General features: G+C 54.3%; 20 protein-coding genes and 2 tRNA genes. 16 read left to right on the top strand and 6 right to left on the bottom strand.

Going from position 1 to position 21,401, the window contains the following annotated elements; translation table 11 throughout:
- Window positions 1–19 precede the first annotated feature (19 nt).
- Window positions 20–991, bottom strand: coding sequence for an octaprenyl diphosphate synthase (gene ispB / locus NKJ21_RS07150; protein WP_008806643.1), 972 nt, complete (start codon window positions 989–991; stop codon window positions 20–22).
- A gap of 260 nt (window positions 992–1,251) precedes the next feature.
- Here ispB and rplU point away from each other — a divergent pair, with 260 nt between their 5' ends.
- The 4 genes from rplU (at window position 1,252) to cgtA (ending at window position 4,093) form a co-directional block, all read left to right on the top strand.
- On the top strand, window positions 1,252–1,563 hold the full coding sequence (gene rplU, locus NKJ21_RS07155; protein WP_002918379.1) for a 50S ribosomal protein L21: 312 nt from the start codon (window positions 1,252–1,254) through the stop codon (window positions 1,561–1,563).
- 20 nt (window positions 1,564–1,583) lie between these two features.
- Window positions 1,584–1,841 (top strand): 50S ribosomal protein L27, encoded by a 258-nt coding sequence (gene rpmA, locus NKJ21_RS07160; RefSeq protein ID WP_002434222.1) that lies wholly within the window; start codon window positions 1,584–1,586, stop codon window positions 1,839–1,841.
- Between the two features lie 92 nt (window positions 1,842–1,933).
- Window positions 1,934–2,899 (top strand): DMT family transporter, encoded by a 966-nt coding sequence (locus NKJ21_RS07165; protein ID WP_074387492.1) that lies wholly within the window; start codon window positions 1,934–1,936, stop codon window positions 2,897–2,899.
- Between the two features lie 15 nt (window positions 2,900–2,914).
- Window positions 2,915–4,093 (top strand): Obg family GTPase CgtA, encoded by a 1,179-nt coding sequence (cgtA, locus tag NKJ21_RS07170; protein WP_008806641.1) that lies wholly within the window; start codon window positions 2,915–2,917, stop codon window positions 4,091–4,093.
- 51 nt (window positions 4,094–4,144) lie between these two features.
- Here cgtA and dacB read toward each other — a convergent pair whose 3' ends face one another.
- Complete coding sequence (dacB, locus tag NKJ21_RS07175; protein ID WP_008806640.1) at window positions 4,145–5,578, bottom strand: serine-type D-Ala-D-Ala carboxypeptidase; 1,434 nt, start codon at window positions 5,576–5,578, stop codon at window positions 4,145–4,147.
- A gap of 235 nt (window positions 5,579–5,813) precedes the next feature.
- Here dacB and greA point away from each other — a divergent pair, with 235 nt between their 5' ends.
- Window positions 5,814–6,290 carry a transcription elongation factor GreA gene (gene greA / locus NKJ21_RS07180; protein ID WP_008806639.1) on the top strand — a complete coding sequence of 159 codons (477 nt, stop codon included), beginning with the start codon at window positions 5,814–5,816 and terminating at the stop codon, window positions 6,288–6,290.
- Window positions 6,291–6,442: 152 nt separating this feature from the next.
- On the opposite strand, the gene yhbY is transcribed toward greA, so the two are convergent.
- On the bottom strand, window positions 6,443–6,736 hold the full coding sequence (yhbY, locus tag NKJ21_RS07185; protein WP_002918374.1) for a ribosome assembly RNA-binding protein YhbY: 294 nt from the start codon (window positions 6,734–6,736) through the stop codon (window positions 6,443–6,445).
- Between the two features lie 123 nt (window positions 6,737–6,859).
- Here yhbY and rlmE point away from each other — a divergent pair, with 123 nt between their 5' ends.
- The 7 genes from rlmE to NKJ21_RS07220 all read left to right on the top strand — a co-directional run bounded on the left by rlmE (window position 6,860) and on the right by NKJ21_RS07220 (window position 13,001).
- Window positions 6,860–7,489, top strand: a complete 630-nt coding sequence (gene rlmE / locus NKJ21_RS07190) for a 23S rRNA (uridine(2552)-2'-O)-methyltransferase RlmE (RefSeq protein WP_008806638.1) — start codon at window positions 6,860–6,862, stop codon at window positions 7,487–7,489.
- A gap of 99 nt (window positions 7,490–7,588) precedes the next feature.
- On the top strand, window positions 7,589–9,523 hold the full coding sequence (gene ftsH, locus NKJ21_RS07195) for an ATP-dependent zinc metalloprotease FtsH (RefSeq protein WP_008806637.1): 1,935 nt from the start codon (window positions 7,589–7,591) through the stop codon (window positions 9,521–9,523).
- A gap of 98 nt (window positions 9,524–9,621) precedes the next feature.
- Window positions 9,622–10,470 carry a dihydropteroate synthase gene (gene folP / locus NKJ21_RS07200; RefSeq protein ID WP_012540474.1) on the top strand — a complete coding sequence of 283 codons (849 nt, stop codon included), beginning with the start codon at window positions 9,622–9,624 and terminating at the stop codon, window positions 10,468–10,470.
- On the top strand, window positions 10,463–11,800 hold the full coding sequence (glmM, locus tag NKJ21_RS07205; RefSeq protein ID WP_002918370.1) for a phosphoglucosamine mutase: 1,338 nt from the start codon (window positions 10,463–10,465) through the stop codon (window positions 11,798–11,800). The genes folP and glmM overlap by 8 nt, the downstream gene beginning before the upstream one ends.
- 229 nt (window positions 11,801–12,029) lie before the next feature.
- Window positions 12,030–12,359, top strand: coding sequence for a preprotein translocase subunit SecG (secG, locus tag NKJ21_RS07210; protein WP_060619835.1), 330 nt, complete (start codon window positions 12,030–12,032; stop codon window positions 12,357–12,359).
- A gap of 9 nt (window positions 12,360–12,368) precedes the next feature.
- A tRNA-Leu gene (locus NKJ21_RS07215) sits at window positions 12,369–12,455 on the top strand.
- Window positions 12,456–12,752: 297 nt separating this feature from the next.
- Window positions 12,753–13,001 (top strand): hypothetical protein, encoded by a 249-nt coding sequence (locus NKJ21_RS07220; protein ID WP_162493299.1) that lies wholly within the window; start codon window positions 12,753–12,755, stop codon window positions 12,999–13,001.
- Between the two features lie 41 nt (window positions 13,002–13,042).
- Here NKJ21_RS07220 and NKJ21_RS07225 read toward each other — a convergent pair whose 3' ends face one another.
- From NKJ21_RS07225 to argG, 3 genes are all read right to left on the bottom strand, one after another.
- Window positions 13,043–13,594: a YfaZ family outer membrane protein gene (locus tag NKJ21_RS07225; RefSeq protein WP_008806633.1), complete on the bottom strand. Its 552-nt coding sequence runs from the start codon at window positions 13,592–13,594 to the stop codon at window positions 13,043–13,045.
- Between the two features lie 349 nt (window positions 13,595–13,943).
- Entirely contained in the window at window positions 13,944–14,573 is a 630-nt protein-coding gene (locus NKJ21_RS07230; protein WP_012540476.1) for a winged helix-turn-helix transcriptional regulator, read from the bottom strand.
- 171 nt (window positions 14,574–14,744) lie between these two features.
- Window positions 14,745–16,088, bottom strand: coding sequence for an argininosuccinate synthase (gene argG, locus NKJ21_RS07235; protein WP_008806631.1), 1,344 nt, complete (start codon window positions 16,086–16,088; stop codon window positions 14,745–14,747).
- A gap of 307 nt (window positions 16,089–16,395) precedes the next feature.
- Here argG and NKJ21_RS07240 point away from each other — a divergent pair.
- From NKJ21_RS07240 to infB, 4 genes are all read left to right on the top strand, one after another.
- Window positions 16,396–16,472: transfer RNA gene (locus tag NKJ21_RS07240), tRNA-Met, on the top strand.
- A gap of 208 nt (window positions 16,473–16,680) precedes the next feature.
- Window positions 16,681–17,133 carry a ribosome maturation factor RimP gene (gene rimP, locus NKJ21_RS07245; RefSeq protein WP_002918364.1) on the top strand — a complete coding sequence of 151 codons (453 nt, stop codon included), beginning with the start codon at window positions 16,681–16,683 and terminating at the stop codon, window positions 17,131–17,133.
- Between the two features lie 27 nt (window positions 17,134–17,160).
- Window positions 17,161–18,648: a transcription termination factor NusA gene (nusA, locus tag NKJ21_RS07250; RefSeq protein ID WP_008806630.1), complete on the top strand. Its 1,488-nt coding sequence runs from the start codon at window positions 17,161–17,163 to the stop codon at window positions 18,646–18,648.
- A gap of 24 nt (window positions 18,649–18,672) precedes the next feature.
- The gene (gene infB, locus NKJ21_RS07255; RefSeq protein WP_008806629.1) at window positions 18,673–21,363 is read left to right on the top strand and encodes a translation initiation factor IF-2; all 2,691 of its coding nucleotides are present in this window, start codon (window positions 18,673–18,675) and stop codon (window positions 21,361–21,363) included.
- Window positions 21,364–21,401: the final 38 nt, after the last annotated feature.

Raw genomic sequence — 21,401 nt, forward strand, 5'->3', positions numbered from 1 at the left:
GCGCGGGAAAGGAGGGGGATTAATGATCGCGCTGGACCGCAATATGTGCCAGTCCAATCAAAGCTTCGCGCCACGGCGTGTCCGGGAGGATCTGCAGGGCTGCAATCGCTTTATCGGCTTCTTCTTCAGCACGCTTCTGCGTCCACTCCAGCGAACCGCAGGTGGCCATGGTTTCCAGAACAGCATCCAGCAGATGGCGACCATTGCCCTGCTCGATCGCCCCGCGGATCATCGCCGCCTGATCGGGGGTGCCATGATGCATAGCATGCAGCAGCGGTAGCGTCGGTTTGCCTTCGTTCAGGTCATCACCGACGTTTTTACCGAGTCGCTCTCCGTCGGAGCTGTAGTCGAGTAAATCGTCGATCAGCTGGAAAGCGGTGCCGAGATAGCGACCATAATCCTGCAACGCGCGCTCTTCTTCCGCGGAGCAGTCGGCCAGCATTCCCGCACACTGCGAGGCCGCCTCAAACAGGCGCGCCGTCTTGCTGTAGATGACGCGCATATAATTCTCTTCCGTGATATCCGGATCGTTGACGTTCATCAACTGCAGCACTTCGCCTTCGGCAATGACGTTCACCGCCTCCGACATGACCTCGAGGATCTTCAGTGAGCCTAGCTGGGTCATCATCTGGAAGGCGCGGGTATAGATGAAATCGCCAACCAGCACGCTGGCGGCATTGCCGAACGCCGCATTGGCCGTGGCTTTGCCGCGACGCATGTCAGACTCATCGACGACGTCGTCATGCAGTAGCGTGGCGGTATGAATAAATTCAATCAGCGCAGCAATAGTGACATGCGCGCTCCCTTGATAGCCCACCGCGCGCGCGGCAAGCACAGCAATCATCGGGCGAATGCGTTTGCCGCCGCCGCTGACGATGTAATAGCCTAACTGATTGATAAGCTGAACATCGGAGTTGAGTTGCTCAAGAATCGTCGCATTGACACCCGCCATATCTTGCGCGGTTAACTCATTGATTTTTTCTAAATTCATCGCAAAAGCCGGGCCAAATGTCCTGTTACCATGAATCCAGGTGGGATCACAGAAGGATTAAGACAGAATTAAAAGAAGATATGATTGTACTGAAAAATTGCCGTAGATAAACGTTGTCGTGAAAGTTGTGTTTTTTTTCTGCATTGATCGCTAATCGCTCTTGTCAAAGGCTCGCGTTTTGCGTAATATTCGCGCCCTATTGTGAATATTTATAGCGCACTCTGAATCACATAAAGAGGTGCGCGGAAGCGGAGTTTTATATGTACGCGGTTTTCCAAAGTGGTGGTAAACAACACCGAGTAAGCGAAGGTCAGACCGTTCGCCTGGAAAAGCTGGACATCGCAACTGGCGAAGCTGTTGAATTCGCTGAAGTGCTGATGATCGCAAACGGTGAAGAAATCAAGATCGGCGTTCCTTTCGTTGAGGGCGGCGTAATCAAAGCTGAAGTTGTTGCTCACGGTCGTGGCGAGAAAGTTAAAATCGTTAAGTTTCGTCGTCGTAAACACTATCGTAAGCAGCAGGGCCATCGTCAGTGGTTCACTGATGTGAAAATCACTGGCATCAGCGCCTAAGACCTGAGGAGTAGATTTAAATGGCACATAAAAAGGCTGGCGGCTCGACTCGTAACGGTCGCGATTCAGAAGCTAAACGTCTGGGCGTAAAACGTTTCGGCGGTGAAGCAGTTCTGGCAGGTAGCATCATCGTTCGTCAACGTGGTACCAAATTCCACGCTGGCACCAACGTTGGTTGCGGCCGTGACCACACTCTGTTCGCTTTGACTGACGGTAAAGTCAAGTTCGAAGTTAAAGGCCCGAAAAACCGTAAATTCATCAGCATCGTTGCTGAATAAGTTTTTCGCGTCCCGGTAACGGATGAAAGCCCCGCAACACGTTGCGGGGCTTTTTACATTCGTCTACTGGAAAATTTTGCAGGGAAACAGGCATGAAGCAGCAGGCTGGGATTGGCATTATTCTGGCGCTTACCACCGCGATGTGTTGGGGAGCGTTGCCGATTGCGATGAAACAGGTTCTTGAGGTGATGGCGCCGCCTACGGTGGTGTTTTATCGCTTCCTGATGGCCAGCATTGGGCTTGGCGCGATCCTCGCGATCAAAGGCAAACTGCCGCCGCTGCGAATTTTTCGCAAGCCGCGCTGGCTGGTTTTGTTAGCCATTGCCACCGGTGGCCTGTTCGGTAACTTCATTCTGTTCAGTTCTTCCCTGCAATATCTCAGCCCCACTGCTTCTCAGGTCATCGGCCAGCTATCGCCGGTGGGCATGATGGTGGCAAGCGTCGTGATTCTGAAAGAGCGCATGCGCGGTACCCAGGTGGTGGGCGCGTTGATGTTGCTCAGCGGGCTGGTGATGTTTTTCAACACCAGCCTGATTGAAATCTTTACCCGCCTGACGGATTACACATGGGGGGTAATTTTCGGCGTTGCTGCTGCAACGGTGTGGGTAAGCTATGGCGTCGCGCAAAAGGTGTTATTGCGCCGTCTGGCATCACAGCAGATACTATTTTTGCTGTACACTTTATGTACGATTGCATTACTGCCGCTCGCTAAGCCCGGGGTGATATCCCAGCTAAGCGACTGGCAACTGGCATGCCTGATTTTTTGCGGGCTAAATACCCTGGTCGGCTACGGGGCGCTGGCGGAAGCCATGGCGCGCTGGCAGGCGGCGCAGGTCAGCGCGTTAATCACCTTGACGCCACTGTTTACGCTACTGTTTTCTGATTTATTATCAATGGCCTGGCCCGATGTTTTCGCCAGACCGATGTTAAACCTGATTGGTTATCTCGGTGCGTTTGTCGTGGTTGCGGGCGCGATGTATTCCGCCATCGGCCATCGTCTTTGGGGGCGTTGGCGTAAGCGAGAGGCGGTAGTACCGCTGCCCCGCTCAGGCGAATGATTTACGGAGAGTAAAATGAAGTTTGTAGATGAAGCAACGATCCTGGTCGTAGCAGGTGACGGCGGCAATGGTTGCGTAAGCTTCCGCCGCGAAAAGTATATTCCGAAAGGCGGTCCGGACGGCGGCGATGGCGGTGACGGCGGCGATGTCTGGCTGGAAGCGGACGAGAACCTGAACACCCTGATCGACTACCGTTTTGAAAAATCGTTCCGCGCCGAACGCGGGCAGAATGGCCAGAGCCGCGACTGTACCGGTAAGCGTGGTAAAGACGTGACGGTGAAAGTGCCGGTCGGGACCCGGGTTATCGACCAGGGCACCGGCGAGACCATGGGCGACATGACCAAACACGGTCAGCGTCTGATGGTGGCGAAAGGTGGCTGGCACGGTCTGGGCAACACCCGTTTCAAATCATCCGTTAATCGCACCCCGCGTCAGAAGACCATGGGTACCCCGGGTGATAAACGCGACCTGCAGCTGGAGCTGATGCTGCTGGCCGATGTCGGGATGCTGGGGATGCCGAACGCCGGCAAATCCACCTTCATCCGCGCGGTCTCCGCCGCCAAGCCGAAAGTGGCTGACTATCCGTTTACCACCCTGGTGCCGAGCCTGGGCGTGGTGCGTATGGACAACGAGAAGAGCTTCGTGGTCGCCGATATCCCGGGGCTGATTGAAGGCGCAGCGGAAGGCGCAGGCCTTGGTATCCGCTTCCTCAAGCACCTTGAGCGCTGCCGTGTGCTGCTGCATCTCATCGACATCGAGCCTATCGATGGTTCCGATCCGGTTGAGAATGCCCGCATTATCATTGGCGAGCTGGAGAAATACAGCGAGAAGCTGGCCTCCAAGCCACGCTGGTTAGTCTTTAACAAGATTGACCTGATGGACAAAGCGGAAGCCGAAGCCAAAGCGAAGGCGATTGCCGAAGCGCTGGGTTGGGAAGATAAATTCTACCTGATCTCAGCGGCCAGCCAGCAGGGCGTGAAAGAGCTGTGCTGGGACGTGATGACCTTTATCATCGAAAACCCGATCGTGCATGTGGAAGAAGAGCAGAAGCCGGAGAAAGTCGAGTTCATGTGGGACGACTATCACCGTCAGCAGCTTGAAGAAGCCGAAGTCGAAGTGGAAGATGACGAAGACTGGGATGACGACTGGGACGAAGACGACGAAGAAGGCGTCGAATTCATCTACAAACGCTAATCTTGACTTCGCTGGATCAAAAAGGGCCGCATCTGATGCGGCCCTTTTGTTTTAGTTGTTCTGGTACAAATCTTTATACAAGCGGCTTTCAAAGCGGACCAGCGGGATGCGGCGATTACGCTGGTCGGCGGGTTCCACGGCGTAGCCGGAGAGATATTGCACGAAGGCCACCTTTTGTCCGCTGGCGGTAGTGATAAAGCCTGCAAGGTTATAAACCCCCTGCAACGAACCTGTTTTCGCCGAGACTTTGCCATCCACGCCCGCCTGGTGGAGACCGGCGCGGTATTGCAGCGACCCGTCGTGGCCCGCCAGCGGCAGCATGGAGATGAAGTTGAGCTCGGTATCGTGCTGGGCGATATACTGCAGCACCTGCATCATGGTCGCCGGGGCGATCAGGTTGTGGCGCGACAAGCCAGAGCCGTCGGCGATGATCGTGTTGCCGAGATCGACCCCAGCCTGTTGACGCAGGATCTGGCGTACGGCATCGGATCCTGCCCGCCAGGTGCCTGGTACGCCGAAGCGGGCGTGGCCGATGGTACGAAAGACGGTGTCGGCAATCATGTTATCTGACTTCTTCAGCATGATCCGCAGCAGATCGTGCAGTGGAGCCGACTGGGTGGTGGCTAATACCGTTCCGGGGTCATTGGCCAGCGTCTGGCGCAACAGCGTGCCGCTATAGGTGATCCCCGCCTGGGTCAGCTCCGCTTTGAGGATCGCCCCGGCGTAGCTGGCGCCGTCCTGAATGGCGAAGGCCAGCGGCAGCGGCTCGCTACGCTGCGGCAGGCAGCCAGTGAGGGTATAGCGATTGAGATCGCCTGGCACTACGTCGAGCTCGCAGTACTGTGCTTCTGCTGAGCCGCGCGCCAGCGTTCGCACCTGGCTGAACATGGTGACCGGATAATAGGACGCAACGCGAATGAAGGCGAGATCGCCCGGTTTCTGCGCGCTATACAGCGAGACAGAGAAGCAGTTACGGTCGACAATTGCGGCCGCCGGCGGGGCGCTGAAGCACTGCGTCAGGTCGTTCCACGGCCAGCCCGGCGCTTTGTCATGGCTGGCGAAGACCGAGGTATCGATGAGCACATTGCCTTCGATACGCTGCACGCCAGCTTTTTTCAGCGTCGCCACCATATTGCGAATATCCTGCCGTTTGAGCGTCGGATCGCCGCCGAAGCGCGCAATCAGATCGCCTTTCAGCACGCCGCCGTCAAGTGAGCCTTTGGTTTCCAGCGTGGTGGTAAAGCGGAAATCGGGCCCCAGCTGCAGCAGAGCCGCCAGCGCGGTGATAACCTTTTGCGTACTGGCCGGGAGCGCCATTTGCTGGCTGTGATAGTCGATTTCCGGCGTCGATGCGCCGACCTTTTGCGCCATAAAGGCAAGGTTCGCACCGGCGGGAAGCTGGTTGATGTACTCGTCAATATTCGCCGCCTGAGCGCTAAGCGCTATACCGGCAGTCAATCCGATGATAAATCTGGGAAATCGCATAATCTCGCGCTAACAACCTGAAGCCAGGCCGTCATACTACGGTGCAACGCCCAGTAAAGTAAACGATGACCCATAATGAACTTCGGGGTAAAATACCTATCAAATGAAAAATTGCTGCTGACCTGGGGAGTGTTTCCCGGGTCGGTTTCTTTTTGCTCGTGTCCTGCCTGTGGGCAGGGCAGGTGGCGGGGCGGAGCTCTCCGTTCCCTGAAGGAATGATAAAGAGGTATAACTAATGCAAGCGATTCCGATGACCTTACGTGGCGCTGAGAAACTGCGCGAAGAACTGGATTATCTGAAGTCTGTGCGTCGTCCTGAAATCATTGCCGCTATTGCTGACGCTCGTGAACACGGCGATCTGAAAGAGAATGCTGAGTATCATGCTGCGCGTGAGCAGCAGGGCTTCTGCGAAGGGCGTATCAAAGATATTGAAGCGAAGCTGTCCAATGCCCAGGTGATCGATATCACCAAAATGCCGAACAATGGCCGGGTAATTTTTGGCTCAACCGTCAGCGTGCTCAACCTCGATACCGATGAGGAACAGACCTACCGCATCGTGGGTGATGATGAAGCTGATTTTAAGCAGAATCTGATCTCCGTGAACTCGCCGATCGCCCGTGGTCTGATCGGCAAAGAGCAGGATGACGTCGTGACTATCCGTACCCCGGGTGGTGAAGTGGAATACGAAATTACTAAGGTTGAATACCTGTAAGGCGTATTTCCCGCTACGATGTTTATAGATTGTAAAGAAAGGAAAAAGGCCGCATAGCGGCCTTTTATCAACGTCAGGAGCATGGCATTTTGCTCGCCTGGCCGCAGAAATCCCTCGTTTTACACAAAGTTGTGTCGAGATTCAGGATATTCTTAGCGTGGCAGCGAGATCTTACGCTCTGGCGTTGGGCGGTACAGAACCAGCGTTTTACCGATGACCTGTACGTTACAGGCGCCGGTTTCACGTACGATGGCTTCCACGATCAAGGCTTTAGTTTCGCGATCTTCTGAGGCGATCTTCACCTTGATGAGCTCATGGTGCCCTAACGCTTGTTCGATCTCGGCCAGTACCCCTTCGGTCAAACCATTATTGCCAAGCATAACTACCGGCTTGAGCGGATGTGCCAGACCTTTAAGGTGCTGTTTTTGTTTAGTACTCAGATTCATCGTGTTTTTTTGCTTACGTTGGGATTGAAAACGGGTCATTCTACCGCCATCTCCCATATATCGCCAAACTACCGCGTCGATTTTTACGCAGTAAAGTACGATGAACCCGAACGGGAATGTTAAATGACAGGTAAAAAGCGTTCTGCCAGCTCAAGCCGCTGGCTTCAGGAACACTTTAGCGATAAATATGTTCAACAGGCACAGAAAAAGGGGTTACGTTCCCGTGCCTGGTTTAAACTTGATGAAATACAGCAAAGTGACAAAATTTTTAAGCCGGGGATGACGATAGTCGATCTCGGTGCTGCTCCCGGTGGCTGGTCGCAGTATGCGGTCACGCAGATCGGCAACAGCGGCCGCATCATCGCTTGCGATCTTTTACCAATGGATCCAATCGTTGGTGTGGACTTCCTTCAGGGCGATTTTCGTGATGAATTAGTCCTGAAAGCGTTACTTGAGCGAGTGGGCGACAGTAAAGTCCAAGTTGTCATGTCCGATATGGCGCCGAATATGTGCGGAACACCGGCGGTGGATATTCCCCGGGCTATGTATCTGGTAGAACTGGCGCTTGAAATGTCTCGTGATGTATTAGCGCCAGGTGGTAGTTTTGTAGTGAAGGTGTTCCAGGGCGAAGGCTTCGATGAGTATCTTCGAGAAATTCGCTCCCTGTTTACGAAGGTCAAAGTTCGTAAACCGGACTCTTCCCGCGCTCGTTCGCGTGAAGTGTATATTGTAGCGACCGGGCGTAAACCATAACCGGCAGATTTCAAACGAAAGTTTGAAAGAAACTGGATATAGAGTATCCTGACGCTGTTTTTAACACAGTTGTAATAAGAGGTTAATCCCTTGAGTGACATGGCGAAAAACCTAATACTCTGGCTGGTCATTGCCGTTGTGCTGATGTCAGTATTCCAGAGCTTTGGGCCCAGCGAGTCGAATGGCCGCAAGGTGGATTATTCTACCTTCCTGCAAGAGGTCAATCAGGACCAGGTTCGCGAAGCGCGTATCAACGGACGTGAGATCAACGTTACCAAGAAAGATAGTAACCGTTACACGACTTACATTCCGGTTAACGATCCGAAGCTGCTCGATAACCTGTTGACTAAAAACGTCAAAGTTATTGGCGAACCACCAGAAGAGCCAAGCCTGCTGGCTTCCATCTTCATCTCCTGGTTCCCTATGCTGCTGTTGATCGGCGTCTGGATCTTCTTTATGCGGCAAATGCAGGGCGGTGGCGGGAAGGGCGCGATGTCCTTCGGCAAAAGCAAAGCCCGTATGCTGACGGAAGACCAGATCAAAACCACTTTTGCCGACGTTGCCGGGTGTGACGAAGCGAAAGAGGAAGTCGGTGAGCTGGTGGAATACCTGCGTGAGCCGAGCCGCTTCCAGAAACTGGGCGGTAAGATCCCGAAAGGCGTCCTGATGGTCGGCCCTCCGGGTACCGGTAAAACGCTGCTGGCGAAAGCGATCGCTGGCGAAGCAAAAGTACCGTTCTTCACAATTTCCGGTTCTGATTTCGTCGAAATGTTCGTCGGTGTCGGTGCATCTCGTGTGCGTGACATGTTCGAGCAGGCTAAGAAAGCAGCGCCTTGCATCATCTTCATCGATGAAATCGACGCCGTCGGCCGCCAGCGTGGCGCGGGTCTTGGCGGTGGTCACGATGAACGTGAGCAGACCCTGAACCAGATGCTGGTTGAAATGGACGGCTTCGAAGGTAACGAAGGTATTATCGTTATCGCGGCGACTAACCGTCCGGACGTTCTGGACCCCGCGCTGCTGCGTCCAGGCCGCTTCGACCGTCAGGTTGTCGTTGGTCTGCCGGATGTTCGCGGTCGTGAACAGATCCTGAAAGTGCATATGCGTCGCGTACCGCTGGCGCCGGATATCGACGCGGCGATCATTGCGCGCGGTACCCCTGGCTTCTCCGGTGCGGACCTGGCGAACCTGGTCAACGAAGCGGCGCTGTTTGCTGCTCGCGGCAACAAACGTGTTGTTTCGATGGTTGAGTTCGAAAAAGCGAAAGACAAAATCATGATGGGTGCGGAACGTCGCTCCATGGTGATGACGGAAGCGCAGAAAGAATCGACCGCTTACCACGAAGCAGGCCACGCCATTATCGGCCGTCTGGTTCCGGAACACGATCCGGTCCATAAAGTGACGATTATCCCGCGCGGTCGTGCGCTGGGTGTGACCTTCTTCCTGCCGGAAGGCGATGCGATCAGCGCCAGCCGTCAGAAACTGGAAAGTCAGATCTCCACCCTGTACGGCGGTCGTCTGGCGGAAGAGATTATCTACGGTCCGGAACATGTTTCTACCGGCGCGTCCAACGACATTAAAGTGGCGACGAACCTGGCGCGTAACATGGTGACCCAGTGGGGCTTCTCCGACAAACTCGGTCCGCTGCTGTATGCGGAAGAAGAAGGCGAAGTCTTCCTCGGCCGTAGCGTAGCGAAAGCGAAGCATATGTCCGATGAAACCGCGCGTATCATCGACCAGGAAGTGAAATCGCTGATCGAGCGTAACTACGGTCGTGCTCGCCAGCTGCTGAACGACAACATGGATATCCTGCACGCGATGAAAGATGCGCTCATGAAATATGAGACTATCGATGCGCCGCAGATTGACGACCTGATGGCTCGTCGCGATGTTCGTCCGCCGGCGGGTTGGGAAGAACCGGGTTCTTCGAATAACTCTGACAACAATGGCACGCCTCGTGCGCCGCGTCCGGTTGATGAACCGCGTACGCCGAACCCGGGCAACACCATGTCAGAGCAGCTGGGCGACAAGTAAGCTACCGCTGTTGATGTCTTGTTTTAACCTTAAAAACCCCGGGGCGCCCGCTCCGGGGTTTTTCTTTTTTTAACCTCTTCAGTCTCAGGGATTTTGTGATGAAACTTGTAGCCCAGGGCTCAACCCTCGATCTCTCTCATCCGCATGTGATGGGCATTCTTAATGTGACGCCCGACTCTTTCTCCGATGGCGGCGCTCACAACTCGCTGGTTGAGGCGGTGAAGCATGCCAATCTGATGATTAACGCAGGGGCGACCATCATTGATATCGGCGGTGAATCCACGCGGCCAGGGGCGGCTGAGGTGAGCGTAGAAGAGGAACTCGCGCGGGTGATCCCGGTTGTCGAAGCGATCGCTCAGCGCTTTGAAGTGTGGATCTCGGTGGATACGTCCAAACCGGAGGTTATCCGCGAATCGGCCCGGGCCGGGGCGCATATCATTAACGATATTCGTTCGCTGACCGAACCTGGCGCGCTGCAGGCCGCTGCGGAAACCGGGCTGCCGGTGTGTCTGATGCATATGCAGGGTCAGCCGAAAACCATGCAGGAGGCGCCGAAATATGAGGATGTCTTCGCCGATGTCGAGCGCTTTTTTGCAGAACATATTGTGCGCTGCGAGCAGGCGGGGATCGCAAAAGAAAAATTGCTGCTCGACCCGGGATTCGGTTTCGGTAAAAATCTCTCCCACAATTATCAGCTGCTGGCCAGACTGGGTGAATTTCACCACTTTGGGCTGCCTTTGTTGGTTGGTATGTCGCGGAAGTCGATGGTAGGTCAGTTGCTGAACGTCGGGCCGTCAGAACGGCTGAACGGCAGCCTGGCGTGTGCCGTCATTGCAGCAATGCAGGGCGCGCAGATAATCCGCGTCCATGATGTCAAAGAAACGGTAGAAGCGCTGCGCGTGGTGGAAGCCACCCTCGCCGCTAAGGGAAAAAAACGTTATGAGTAACCGCAAGTATTTTGGCACCGATGGTATTCGTGGCCGCGTCGGCGATGCGCCGATCACTCCGGAATTTGTGCTTAAGCTGGGCTGGGCGGCGGGGAAAGTGTTAGCGCGCCACGGCTCGCGTAAAATTATCATCGGCAAGGATACCCGTATTTCGGGCTATATGCTGGAGTCCGCGCTGGAAGCTGGGCTGGCGGCCGCGGGGCTCTCTGCGTCGTTCACCGGGCCAATGCCGACACCGGCCATCGCCTACCTGACGCGCGCATTCCGCGCCGAGGCGGGGATCGTTATTTCAGCTTCGCATAACCCTTTCTACGATAACGGTATTAAATTCTTCTCCATTGAGGGCACCAAGCTGCCGGATGATGTGGAAGAGGCGATTGAAGCCGAAATGGAGAAAGAACTCACCTGCGTGGATTCGGCAGAGCTGGGCAAAGCCAGCCGTATCGTTGATGCCGCCGGGCGCTACATTGAATTTTGTAAAGGCACCTTTCCCAACGAACTGAGCCTCGGCACGCTGAAAGTGGTGGTGGATTGCGCGCACGGTGCGACCTATCACATTGCCCCCAATGTCTTCCGCGAGCTGGGCGCCCAGGTTATCGCGATGGGCTGCGAGCCTGATGGCCTCAACATCAACGAAGAGGTCGGCGCCACCGACGTGCGTGCGCTGCAGGCGCGCGTGCTGGCGGAGAAAGCCGATCTGGGTATTGCCTACGACGGCGATGGCGATCGGGTGATCATGGTTGACCATGAAGGCAATAAAGTCGATGGCGACCAGATCCTCTACATCATCGCCCGGGAAGGGCTGCGTCAGGGGCAGCTGCGCGGCGGCGCCGTTGGTACCCTGATGAGTAATATGGGACTGGAGCTGGCGCTCAAGCAGTTAGGCATCCCGTTTGCCCGCGCGAAGGTCGGTGACCGTTATGTACTGGAGATGCTGCAGGAAAAAGGCTGGCGCATTGGTGCGGAAAACTCAGGCCATGTGATCCTGCTGGATAAAACCACCACCGGCGATGGCATCGTCGCCAGTCTGCAGGTGGTCGCGGCGATGGTACGTAACCATATGAGTCTGCATGACCTTTGCAGTGGCATGAAGATGTTCCCTCAGTTACTGGTGAATGTGCGTTTTACCGAAGGCAGCGGTAACCCACTGGAGAACGAGCATGTCAAAGCGGTGACCGCAGAAGTGGAAGCAGCGTTAGGGAAACGCGGCCGTGTCCTGCTGCGTAAATCCGGAACGGAGCCGCTGATCCGCGTCATGGTGGAAGGCGAGCATGAAGATCAGGTGCACGAGTTTGCGCATCGCATCGCCGAAGCGGTAAAAAGCGTCTAAGCTTGCCGGCTAAGTGGTTAAAAAGGCGGCGCTTGCCGCCTTTTTTATGATAGAAAACCGACTTTTTGCTGTTTTTTTCTGCAGTTGATACAATGTGTCGAAATTGCCCTTGCGAAGGTCATTCGCTTTGGTTAGTATTCACACCCGCTTCAGTGGGAAACGTTAAAACGTCCCGCTTTATTGGTCGAAGCACTTGGTATGCGGCAAATCCGCAAGGAACAGGTTGATTATGTACGAAGCTCTTTTGGTTGTTTTCCTTATTGTAGCGATTGGCCTTGTTGGTCTGGTTATGCTGCAGCAAGGTAAAGGCGCTGATATGGGAGCCTCCTTCGGTGCAGGCGCTTCCGGCACACTGTTTGGGTCCAGCGGTTCTGGCAACTTCATGACCCGTATGACCGGTATCCTGGCTGCGCTGTTCTTCATCATCAGTCTGGCGCTGGGTAACATCAACAGCAACAAGACCAGTAAAGGAAGTGAGTGGGATAACCTGAGTGCACCGAAAACGGAGAAAACTCAGCCAACTGCGCCGGCTCAGCCGACCAGCGACATCCCGCACTAAGTATTCTGTACCGAGGTGGTGGAATTGGTAGACACGCTACCTTGAGGTGGTAGTGCCCTAACGGGCTTGTGGGTTCGAGTCCCATCCTCGGTACCAATATTCCAGAAAAAAGACGCTGAAAAGCGTCTTTTTTTGTTTTTGTCCCCTCCGGCCATTTAATTATAAACATCTCTTTGCTGGTTCCCTTCTTTTACTGTCGTTAAAGTCGCCTCGTCAAATTAACAGAGGTGAAGTGACATAATGAACAAGATCGGGTTGCTTATCGTCGCCGGTGTGCTCGGTTTAGCAGGGTGCAGTTCAACATCACCCTCCCAAACGGTGGAGACGATTAATGCGCTAACGGTACCGGTATCGCACAGTGAGCCTGGGGCTACAGCGAATAATGCCCAGGCGGTGACGCGCTATTTCCAGGACAATACGGCGCTGATTGGTCGCCTTAACCATTCGTTGAAAAATCATTATTTGCAGGATGTGGAGCGCCGCGATGTGTTTGACAGACATAGTGAGGCGTACCAGGTGTATGGCGCCCTGACCCGTCTGGAGCAGATGGCGTCCATGAATGATGTTTACCGTAAAGAGAATAATGTTGCCGGTCTGCAGGAGATCAACCGCGTGCTGAAAAGCGTGCCGTTGGCCAGCTGAGAGAAGACAGGGACTGCCGGACAGCAATCCCTGTGTAAGGATTAAAAGCGGAAATTAACCCCGGCATAGGCCCCGTCGGCAAGGGTATTGTCACGATTGCCATCTTTCCCCGCCATATCGATATAACGATAGCCTGCTTCGATATTCAGAGACGGGAGTACGTTAATACGTAATCCGGCATTGGCCTCCACATAATCATCGACGCCGCTGGACATTGAGTCCGGCGAGTAATACCCCTCACCGAAGAGCGTGAAGTACTGGCCGAGGGGCAGCTCTGCGCCGCCGCCAGCGGCGATGGCATAGCCTTCATCACCATCTTTGGGATTCAGATAGACGCCTTTACCGCCCAGCGTCATCAGAAAAGGTCCAAGGTTAAAGTTGTAGCCCATTCCCAGCCCTACGCTGTCCCCGTCATTGTCGCTGTGAGCCCACTGGGTATTGAACGTCATACCCGGTTCCCCGGCGCCAAAGCTGGCGGACAGATTGGTGAACTCGGCACCGGCTTCACCATGCAGGTTAACGGATGCGCAGACGGCGCTGCTGGCCCCCAGGGCGATCATCACGGCAAACAATTTTGGAGCAATCGACTTCATTGTTGAATTCCTTCAGATAAAAAAAAGCCCGATACGGGCGTTCGGGCAAAATTAACGGGTTCTTGGATCTCATCGTTATGGTCGCTGCAGACGGCAGGCGAGGGGGTCAACTCCCGCTACCGCTGCTCACGCCTGGCCGATTTCCGGGGCATATCCTGAGCCGGTGCAGGCCCGGCGGTTAACGCCGTGAGTGGTTGCCTGCTGGTCGAGCCCAGGGACATGTTGTCCGCCGGTAAATTCAGGTGCTCAGCATAAAATTTTTCTTTTTTTACCGTTAGCGTTTATTAATTTAAATTTAAACATTTTCAACATTGAGGCGAGTAACAACAAATAAAGGTGACTGACGCGGTCAAAATTTTTCAGGAAGTGAGGTGATGCTTTGCAAATAACCGCCGCGGGCGAAAGCAATATAACCACCTTTCTTTAATGCTGACAAGACATTGAGAATACTGCTGCGCGACAGGTGGGTCCTGTCCTGAATATATTCAAGAATAGACACGCGCAGTCGGGTCTCTGCGGTTAATAGCATCATTTCCAGCAGATGGTTACGGATCACCGAATAGGTTCGCTGTTGCAGGACCAAATCGTCACGATATACCAGGTAAGAAGTATGATAGGCCAGCAGGCTGGTCACCTCCTCCCACAGGTTATGCTGACGAAAGAGCGCGGAAGCCAGGTCATAGTCGATGCGTAGCAGTTCGGAAGAGACTTCCGCTCGCAGGCTATGGCTGCGGCTGGGCTGTAGCATTTCCGCCACGCCGAAAAGGTGGGGCTCATAGACGGTCACCATCAATAGCTTGTCGGAATTCCGAATAATCGACAGCTCGCCTTTTTTAAAAATAAAGAGCTGGGTTTTGCCTTTATATTCCCAGGTGAGTCTTTTTCTGGCGATCGCGTTAACGGGCGTCGCGTGTGGCTCAAGCACATCGATCAGTCGGTCAATGGCCTTTTGCGGCCTGATCGGCGGTTTAATATTCATGATGTTTATCACCAGATATGAATTAATCAATTGAGGCTATTATAGTCAACAATTTTGCTGACCGGGCGATAAGGAAAAAATGCCTCTTTTCAATTTTTCTGGCGCTGACAGGGAACAAAAAATAAAAAGCCGGCGGAGGGCCGCCGGCGGGGAGCAAACATCGTCAGGCGATTATTTGCCTTTGTTTTCCAGATTCTCAACCTGCGGTAAACCGGTTGCCGAGGAGGCGCTCAGCAGGCCTGACTGGGCATAGCCGAACAGCTTCTCGCGGGTATCGGTGATATCCAGATTACGCATGGTCAGCTGACCGATACGGTCTTCGGCGGTAAACATGGAATCGCCTTTTTCCATGGTCAGACGTTCTGCTTTATAGGTCAGGTTGTCTGAAACGGTATTGAGGATCGAGTAGTCGTTACCGCGACGCAGCTCAAGGGTAACTTCGCCGGTGATCTGGCTCGCGACCCAGCGCTGCAGAGAATCACGCAGCATCAGCGCCTGGGAATCGAACCAGCGTCCCTGATACAGCAGGCGGCCCAGCTGACGACCGTGGGCATGGTATTGCTCGATTGTGTCTTCGTTATGGATACCGGTCAGCAGACGCTCGTAGGCGATATGCAGCAGCGCCATCCCGGGGGCTTCATAAATACCGCGGCTTTTCGCTTCGATAATGCGGTTTTCAATCTGATCGCTCATCCCCAGACCGTGGCGGCCGCCGATGCGGTTGGCTTCAAGCATCATCTCGACGTCGTCAGCGAAGGTTTTGCCATTCAGCGCCACCGGATGGCCTTGCTCAAAGCGTACGGTTACCTCTTCCGCCGGGATCTTCACGTTTTCGTCCCAGAACTTCACGCCCATAATCGGGTTGACGATTTTCACGCTGGAATTGAGGAATTCGAGGTCTTTCGCTTCGTGCGTCGCGCCGAGCATGTTGGAGTCGGTGGAATAGGCTTTTTCAACCGACATCTTGTAGTCAAAGCCGCAGGCGATCATAAATTCGGACATTTCGTGCCGGCCGCCGAGCTCATCGATGAAATCACTGTCCAGCCACGGCTTGTAAATCTGCAGTTCAGCATTGGTCAGCAGGCCGTAACGATAGAAACGTTCGATATCGTTGCCTTTATAGGTGCTGCCATCGCCCCAGATGTTGACGCCATCTTCTTTCATTGCCGCCACCAGCATGGTGCCGGTGACCGCGCGGCCCAGCGGCGTGGTGTTGAAGTAGGTCAACCCACCGGTGGTGTTATGGAAAGCGCCACACTGAATCGCCGCGATCCCTTCTGCGACCAGCTGTTTGCGGCAGTCGATCAGACGGGCACCTTCAGCGCCATACTCTTTCGCGCGGCGCGGAATAGCATCGTAGTCGTCTTCGTCCGGTTGACCCAGGTTAGCGGTATATGCATAAGGCACGGCGCCTTTTTTGCGCATCCATAACAGCGCGGCGCTGGTATCCAGTCCACCAGAGAAAGCGATACCAATACGTTGACCAACCGGGAGATGCTTGAGAATCGTCGTCATAAAATAAAACCCTGCTCGATAGACTGTGGTGAGTTCGACTCAACAACCTTAACTGCATTTTTATGCATTAATTGTGAGTATTCATTTAACCATCTTTTACTGGCGACAGGAAGGGCTTCATCATCTTTTTGCTAAAAAAGCCTGAAATACCAGCACAAACGGCAATCGGGGGCGATAAAAAGCATGTTGACAAAATATACTAATTGCCGATACAATTCACCCCGATTTTATGTCCCGTCTTCGGTACCAAATCCCAGCAGTATTTGCGTCTTTTGCTCAATAAGAGTAAAATATGCCACGTTTCAGGCGCGGGGTGGAGCAGCCTGGTAGCTCGTCGGGCTCATAACCCGAAGGTCGTCGGTTCAAATCCGGCCCCCGCAACCACTTTCCCATTAAGTACTTTTTCAAATATACTGTGAGGACTAAGTGTCCTTCGTAGCCGAATTTGAAAGAATTCTTGCGGAAGGTGTTCCAGATCGCCATGGCGATCTCAGGGTTCAGTTATCTAAAGCCCCGATTTATCGGGGTTTTTTGTTATCTGACTTCAGAATAACTGGGCTATACGCCCTTTTTTTATGTCTTGGGGGTGGGTTTGTCCACATTAGAGCAAAAATTGACAGAGATGCTCACAGCGCCGGTTGAAGCGCTTGGCTTTGAGCTGGTCGGCATCGAATTTATTCGCGGTCGCACATCCACACTGCGCATCTATATTGATAGTGAAGATGGCATCAACGTTGATGATTGTGCTGATGTGAGCCACCAGGTAAGCGCCGTCATGGATGTTGAAGACCCGATCACTGTCGCTTACAACCTGGAAGTCTCTTCGCCTGGTCTCGACCGTCCGATGTTCACCGCCGAACACTACCAACGTTTCACTGGCGAAGAAGTTGCGCTGGTGCTGCGCATGGCGGTTCAGAACCGTCGCAAATGGCAGGGCATTATCAAAGCGGTAGACGGTGAAATGATCACGGTAACCGTCGAAGGCAAAGATGAAGTGTTCGCGCTGAGTAACATCCAGAAGGCGAACCTGGTTCCCCACTTTTAACAGTCTGGATTGAGGTGAAAGGCCCCGATGAACAAAGAAATTTTGGCTGTTGTTGAAGCCGTTTCCAACGAAAAAGCGCTGCCGCGCGAGAAAATTTTCGAAGCGCTGGAAAGCGCGCTGGCAACGGCCACCAAGAAAAAATACGAACAAGAGATCGACGTTCGCGTAGAAATCGACCGTAAGAGCGGCGATTTCGACACCTTCCGTCGCTGGCTGGTTGTTGAAGAGGTGACTCAGCCGACGCGCGAGATCACGCTGGAAGCAGCGCGTTACGAAGATGAAAGCATGAACGTCGGCGACTATGTCGAAGATCAGATTGAATCTGTTACCTTCGACCGTATCACCACGCAGACCGCTAAACAGGTTATCGTGCAGAAAGTCCGCGAAGCCGAGCGCGCGATGGTGGTCGATCAGTTCCGCGAGCACGAAGGTGAGATCATCACCGGCGTGGTGAAAAAAGTGAACCGCGACAACATCACCCTGGATCTGGGCAACAACGCTGAAGCCGTGATCCTGCGTGAAGATATGCTGCCGCGTGAAAACTTCCGTCCGGGCGACCGCATCCGCGGCGTACTGTACGCTGTCCGTCCGGAAGCGCGTGGCGCCCAGCTGTTCGTGACCCGTTCCAAACCTGAGATGCTGATCGAATTGTTCCGCATTGAAGTACCGGAAATCGGTGAAGAAGTGCTGGAGATCAAAGCGGCGGCTCGCGATCCGGGCTCTCGTGCCAAAATCGCGGTGAAAACCAACGACAAGCGCATCGACCCGGTTGGCGCTTGCGTCGGTATGCGCGGTGCGCGCGTGCAGGCCGTCTCTACTGAGCTGGGCGGCGAACGCATCGATATCGTCCTGTGGGATGATAACCCGGCGCAGTTCGTGATCAACGCCATGGCGCCGGCAGACGTCGCGTCTATCGTGGTGGATGAAGATAAACACACCATGGATATCGCGGTAGAAGCGGGCAACCTGGCGCAGGCGATTGGCCGTAACGGTCAGAACGTTCGTCTGGCTTCGCAGCTCAGCGGCTGGGAACTCAACGTGATGACCGTTGACGACCTGCAGGCTAAGCACCAGGCGGAAGCGCATGCCGCTATCGATACCTTCACCAAATATCTCGATATTGATGAAGATTTCGCGACAGTGCTGGTTGAAGAAGGCTTCTCCTCGCTGGAAGAGCTGGCCTATGTGCCGATGAAAGAACTGCTGGAAATCGACGGTCTGGATGAAGCCACCGTTGAAGCACTTCGTGAGCGTGCGAAAAACGCACTGACTACGCTGGCGCTGGCTCAGGAAGAAAGCCTGGGAGATAACAAACCTGCCGATGATCTGTTGAATCTGGAAGGTCTGGATCGTGCCCTGGCATTCAAACTGGCTGCCCGTGGTGTTTGTACGCTGGAAGATCTCGCCGAGCAGGGCGTTGATGACCTGGCTGATATCGAAGGGATGACCGACGAGAAAGCTGGCGAGCTCATCATGGCCGCTCGCAACATTTGTTGGTTCGGCGACGAAGCGTAATAAACTGTAGCAGGAAGGAACAGCATGACAGATGTGACTATTAAAGCGCTGGCCTCAGAGATTCAGACCTCTGTGGATCGCCTGATACAGCAATTTGCTGACGCAGGCATCCGCAAATCGGCTGATGATTCTGTGACCGCGCAAGAGAAACAAACTTTGTTGACGCACCTGAACCGTGAACACGGCTCGGCGCCCGACAAGCTGACGTTGCAGCGTAAAACCCGCAGCACGTTGAATATTCCAGGTACCGGTGGAAAGAGTAAATCGGTACAAATCGAAGTCCGCAAGAAACGCACCTTTGTGAAACGCGATCCGCAAGAGGCTGAACGTCTGGCCGCGGAAGAGCAGGCGCAGCGTGAAGCGGAAGAGCAGGCCCGTCGTGAAGCTGAAGAAGCAGCGAAACGCGAGGCGCAATTAAAAGCTGAACGTGAGGCCGCAGAACAAGCTAAACGTGAAGTCGCTGATAAAGCGAAACGTGAAGCTGCGGAAAAAGACAAAGTGAGCAATCAACATACCGACGAAATGACCAAAACCGCCCAGGCTGAAAAGATCCGCCGTGAGAACGAAGCCGCGGAACTGAAGCGCAAATCGGAAGAAGAAGCACGCCGCAAACTTGAAGAAGAAGCGCGCCGTGTAGCGGAAGAAGCACGCCGTATGGCAGAAGAAAACGAAAAAAATTGGTCTGAAACCTCAGACAGCCCGGAAGATAGCAGCGACTATCACGTCACTACGTCACAGCATGCTCGTCAGGCTGAAGATGATAACGATCGTGAAGTTGAAGGCGGTCGCGGCCGTAGCCGTAGCAGCAAAGCGGCGCGTCCGGCGAAGAAAGGCAACAAACACGCTGAATCCAAAGCTGATCGTGAAGAAGCCCGTGCGGCCGTTCGCGGCGGTAAAGGCGGTAAGCACCGTAAAGGTTCCGCTCTGCAGCAGGGCTTCCAGAAGCCGGCGCAGGCCGTTAACCGTGACGTTATCATCGGCGAAACCATCACCGTTGGTGAACTGGCTAACAAGATGGCGGTGAAAGGTTCTCAGGTCATCAAAGCGATGATGAAACTGGGCGCCATGGCGACCATTAACCAGGTCATCGACCAGGAAACCGCGCAGCTGGTTGCCGAAGAGATGGGCCACAAAGTTATCCTGCGTCGTGAAAACGAACTGGAAGAAGCGGTAATGAGCGACCGTGACACCGGCGCTGCGGCTGAACCGCGCGCACCGGTCGTGACCATCATGGGTCACGTTGACCACGGTAAAACCTCGCTGCTGGACTATATTCGTTCTACTAAGGTTGCCTCCGGCGAAGCGGGTGGTATTACCCAGCACATCGGTGCTTACCACGTAGAAACCGACAACGGCATGATCACCTTCCTGGACACCCCGGGCCACGCCGCGTTTACCTCCATGCGTGCTCGTGGCGCGCAGGCGACGGATATCGTGGTTCTGGTGGTGGCGGCAGACGACGGCGTGATGCCGCAGACCATCGAAGCTATCCAGCACGCTAAAGCGGCGCAGGTACCGGTGGTGGTTGCGGTGAACAAAATCGATAAGCCAGAAGCTGATCCGGATCGCGTGAAGAATGAACTGTCCCAGTACGGCATCCTGCCGGAAGAGTGGGGCGGCGAGAGCCAGTTCGTCCACGTTTCCGCGAAAGCCGGTACCGGCATCGACGACCTGCTGGACGCGATTCTGCTGCAGGCTGAAGTTCTCGAACTGAAAGCTGTACGTAACGGTATGGCGAGCGGCGCGGTCATCGAGTCCTTCCTCGATAAAGGTCGTGGCCCGGTGGCTACCGTTCTGGTTCGCGAAGGTACTCTGCATAAGGGCGATATTGTCCTGTGTGGCTTTGAATATGGCCGCGTGCGTGCGATGCGTGACGAACTGGGTCGCGAAGTGCTGGAAGCGGGTCCGTCCATTCCGGTGGAAATCCTCGGTCTGTCCGGTGTGCCGGCTGCGGGTGATGAAGTGACTGTGGTTCGTGACGAGAAAAAAGCGCGTGAAGTGGCACTGTATCGTCAGGGCAAATTCCGTGAAGTTAAGCTCGCGCGTCAGCAGAAATCTAAGCTGGAAAACATGTTCGCTAACATGACCGAAGGCGAAGTTCACGAAGTGAACATCGTGCTGAAAGCGGACGTACAGGGTTCTGTCGAAGCGATTTCCGATTCCTTACTGAAACTGTCTACCGACGAAGTGAAAGTGAAGATCATCGGTTCCGGCGTAGGTGGTATCACCGAAACCGACGCGACCCTGGCAGCAGCATCCAACGCGATTCTGGTTGGCTTCAACGTTCGTGCCGATGCCTCTGCGCGTAAAGTTATCGAAGCGGAAAGCCTGGATCTGCGTTATTACTCCGTCATCTATAACCTGATCGACGAAGTGAAAGCGGCGATGAGCGGCATGCTGTCTCCGGAACTGAAACAGCAGATCATCGGTCTGGCTGAAGTGCGTGATGTGTTCAAATCGCCGAAATTCGGCGCCATCGCGGGCTGTATGGTTACCGAAGGGACGATCAAACGTCACAACCCAATCCGCGTCCTGCGCGACAACGTGGTTATCTATGAAGGCGAGCTGGAATCCCTGCGCCGCTTCAAAGATGACGTTAACGAAGTCCGTAACGGCATGGAATGTGGTATCGGTGTGAAGAACTACAACGACGTTCGCGTTGGCGATATGATCGAAGTGTTCGAAATCATCGAAATCCAGCGTAGCATCGATTAATCATTTGATGGCTAAGCAGCCGGGGAAGCGAAGCGCCA

This window comes from Klebsiella sp. SWET4, assembly GCF_024296565.1.
Taxonomy (GTDB): domain Bacteria; phylum Pseudomonadota; class Gammaproteobacteria; order Enterobacterales; family Enterobacteriaceae; genus Klebsiella; species Klebsiella variicola.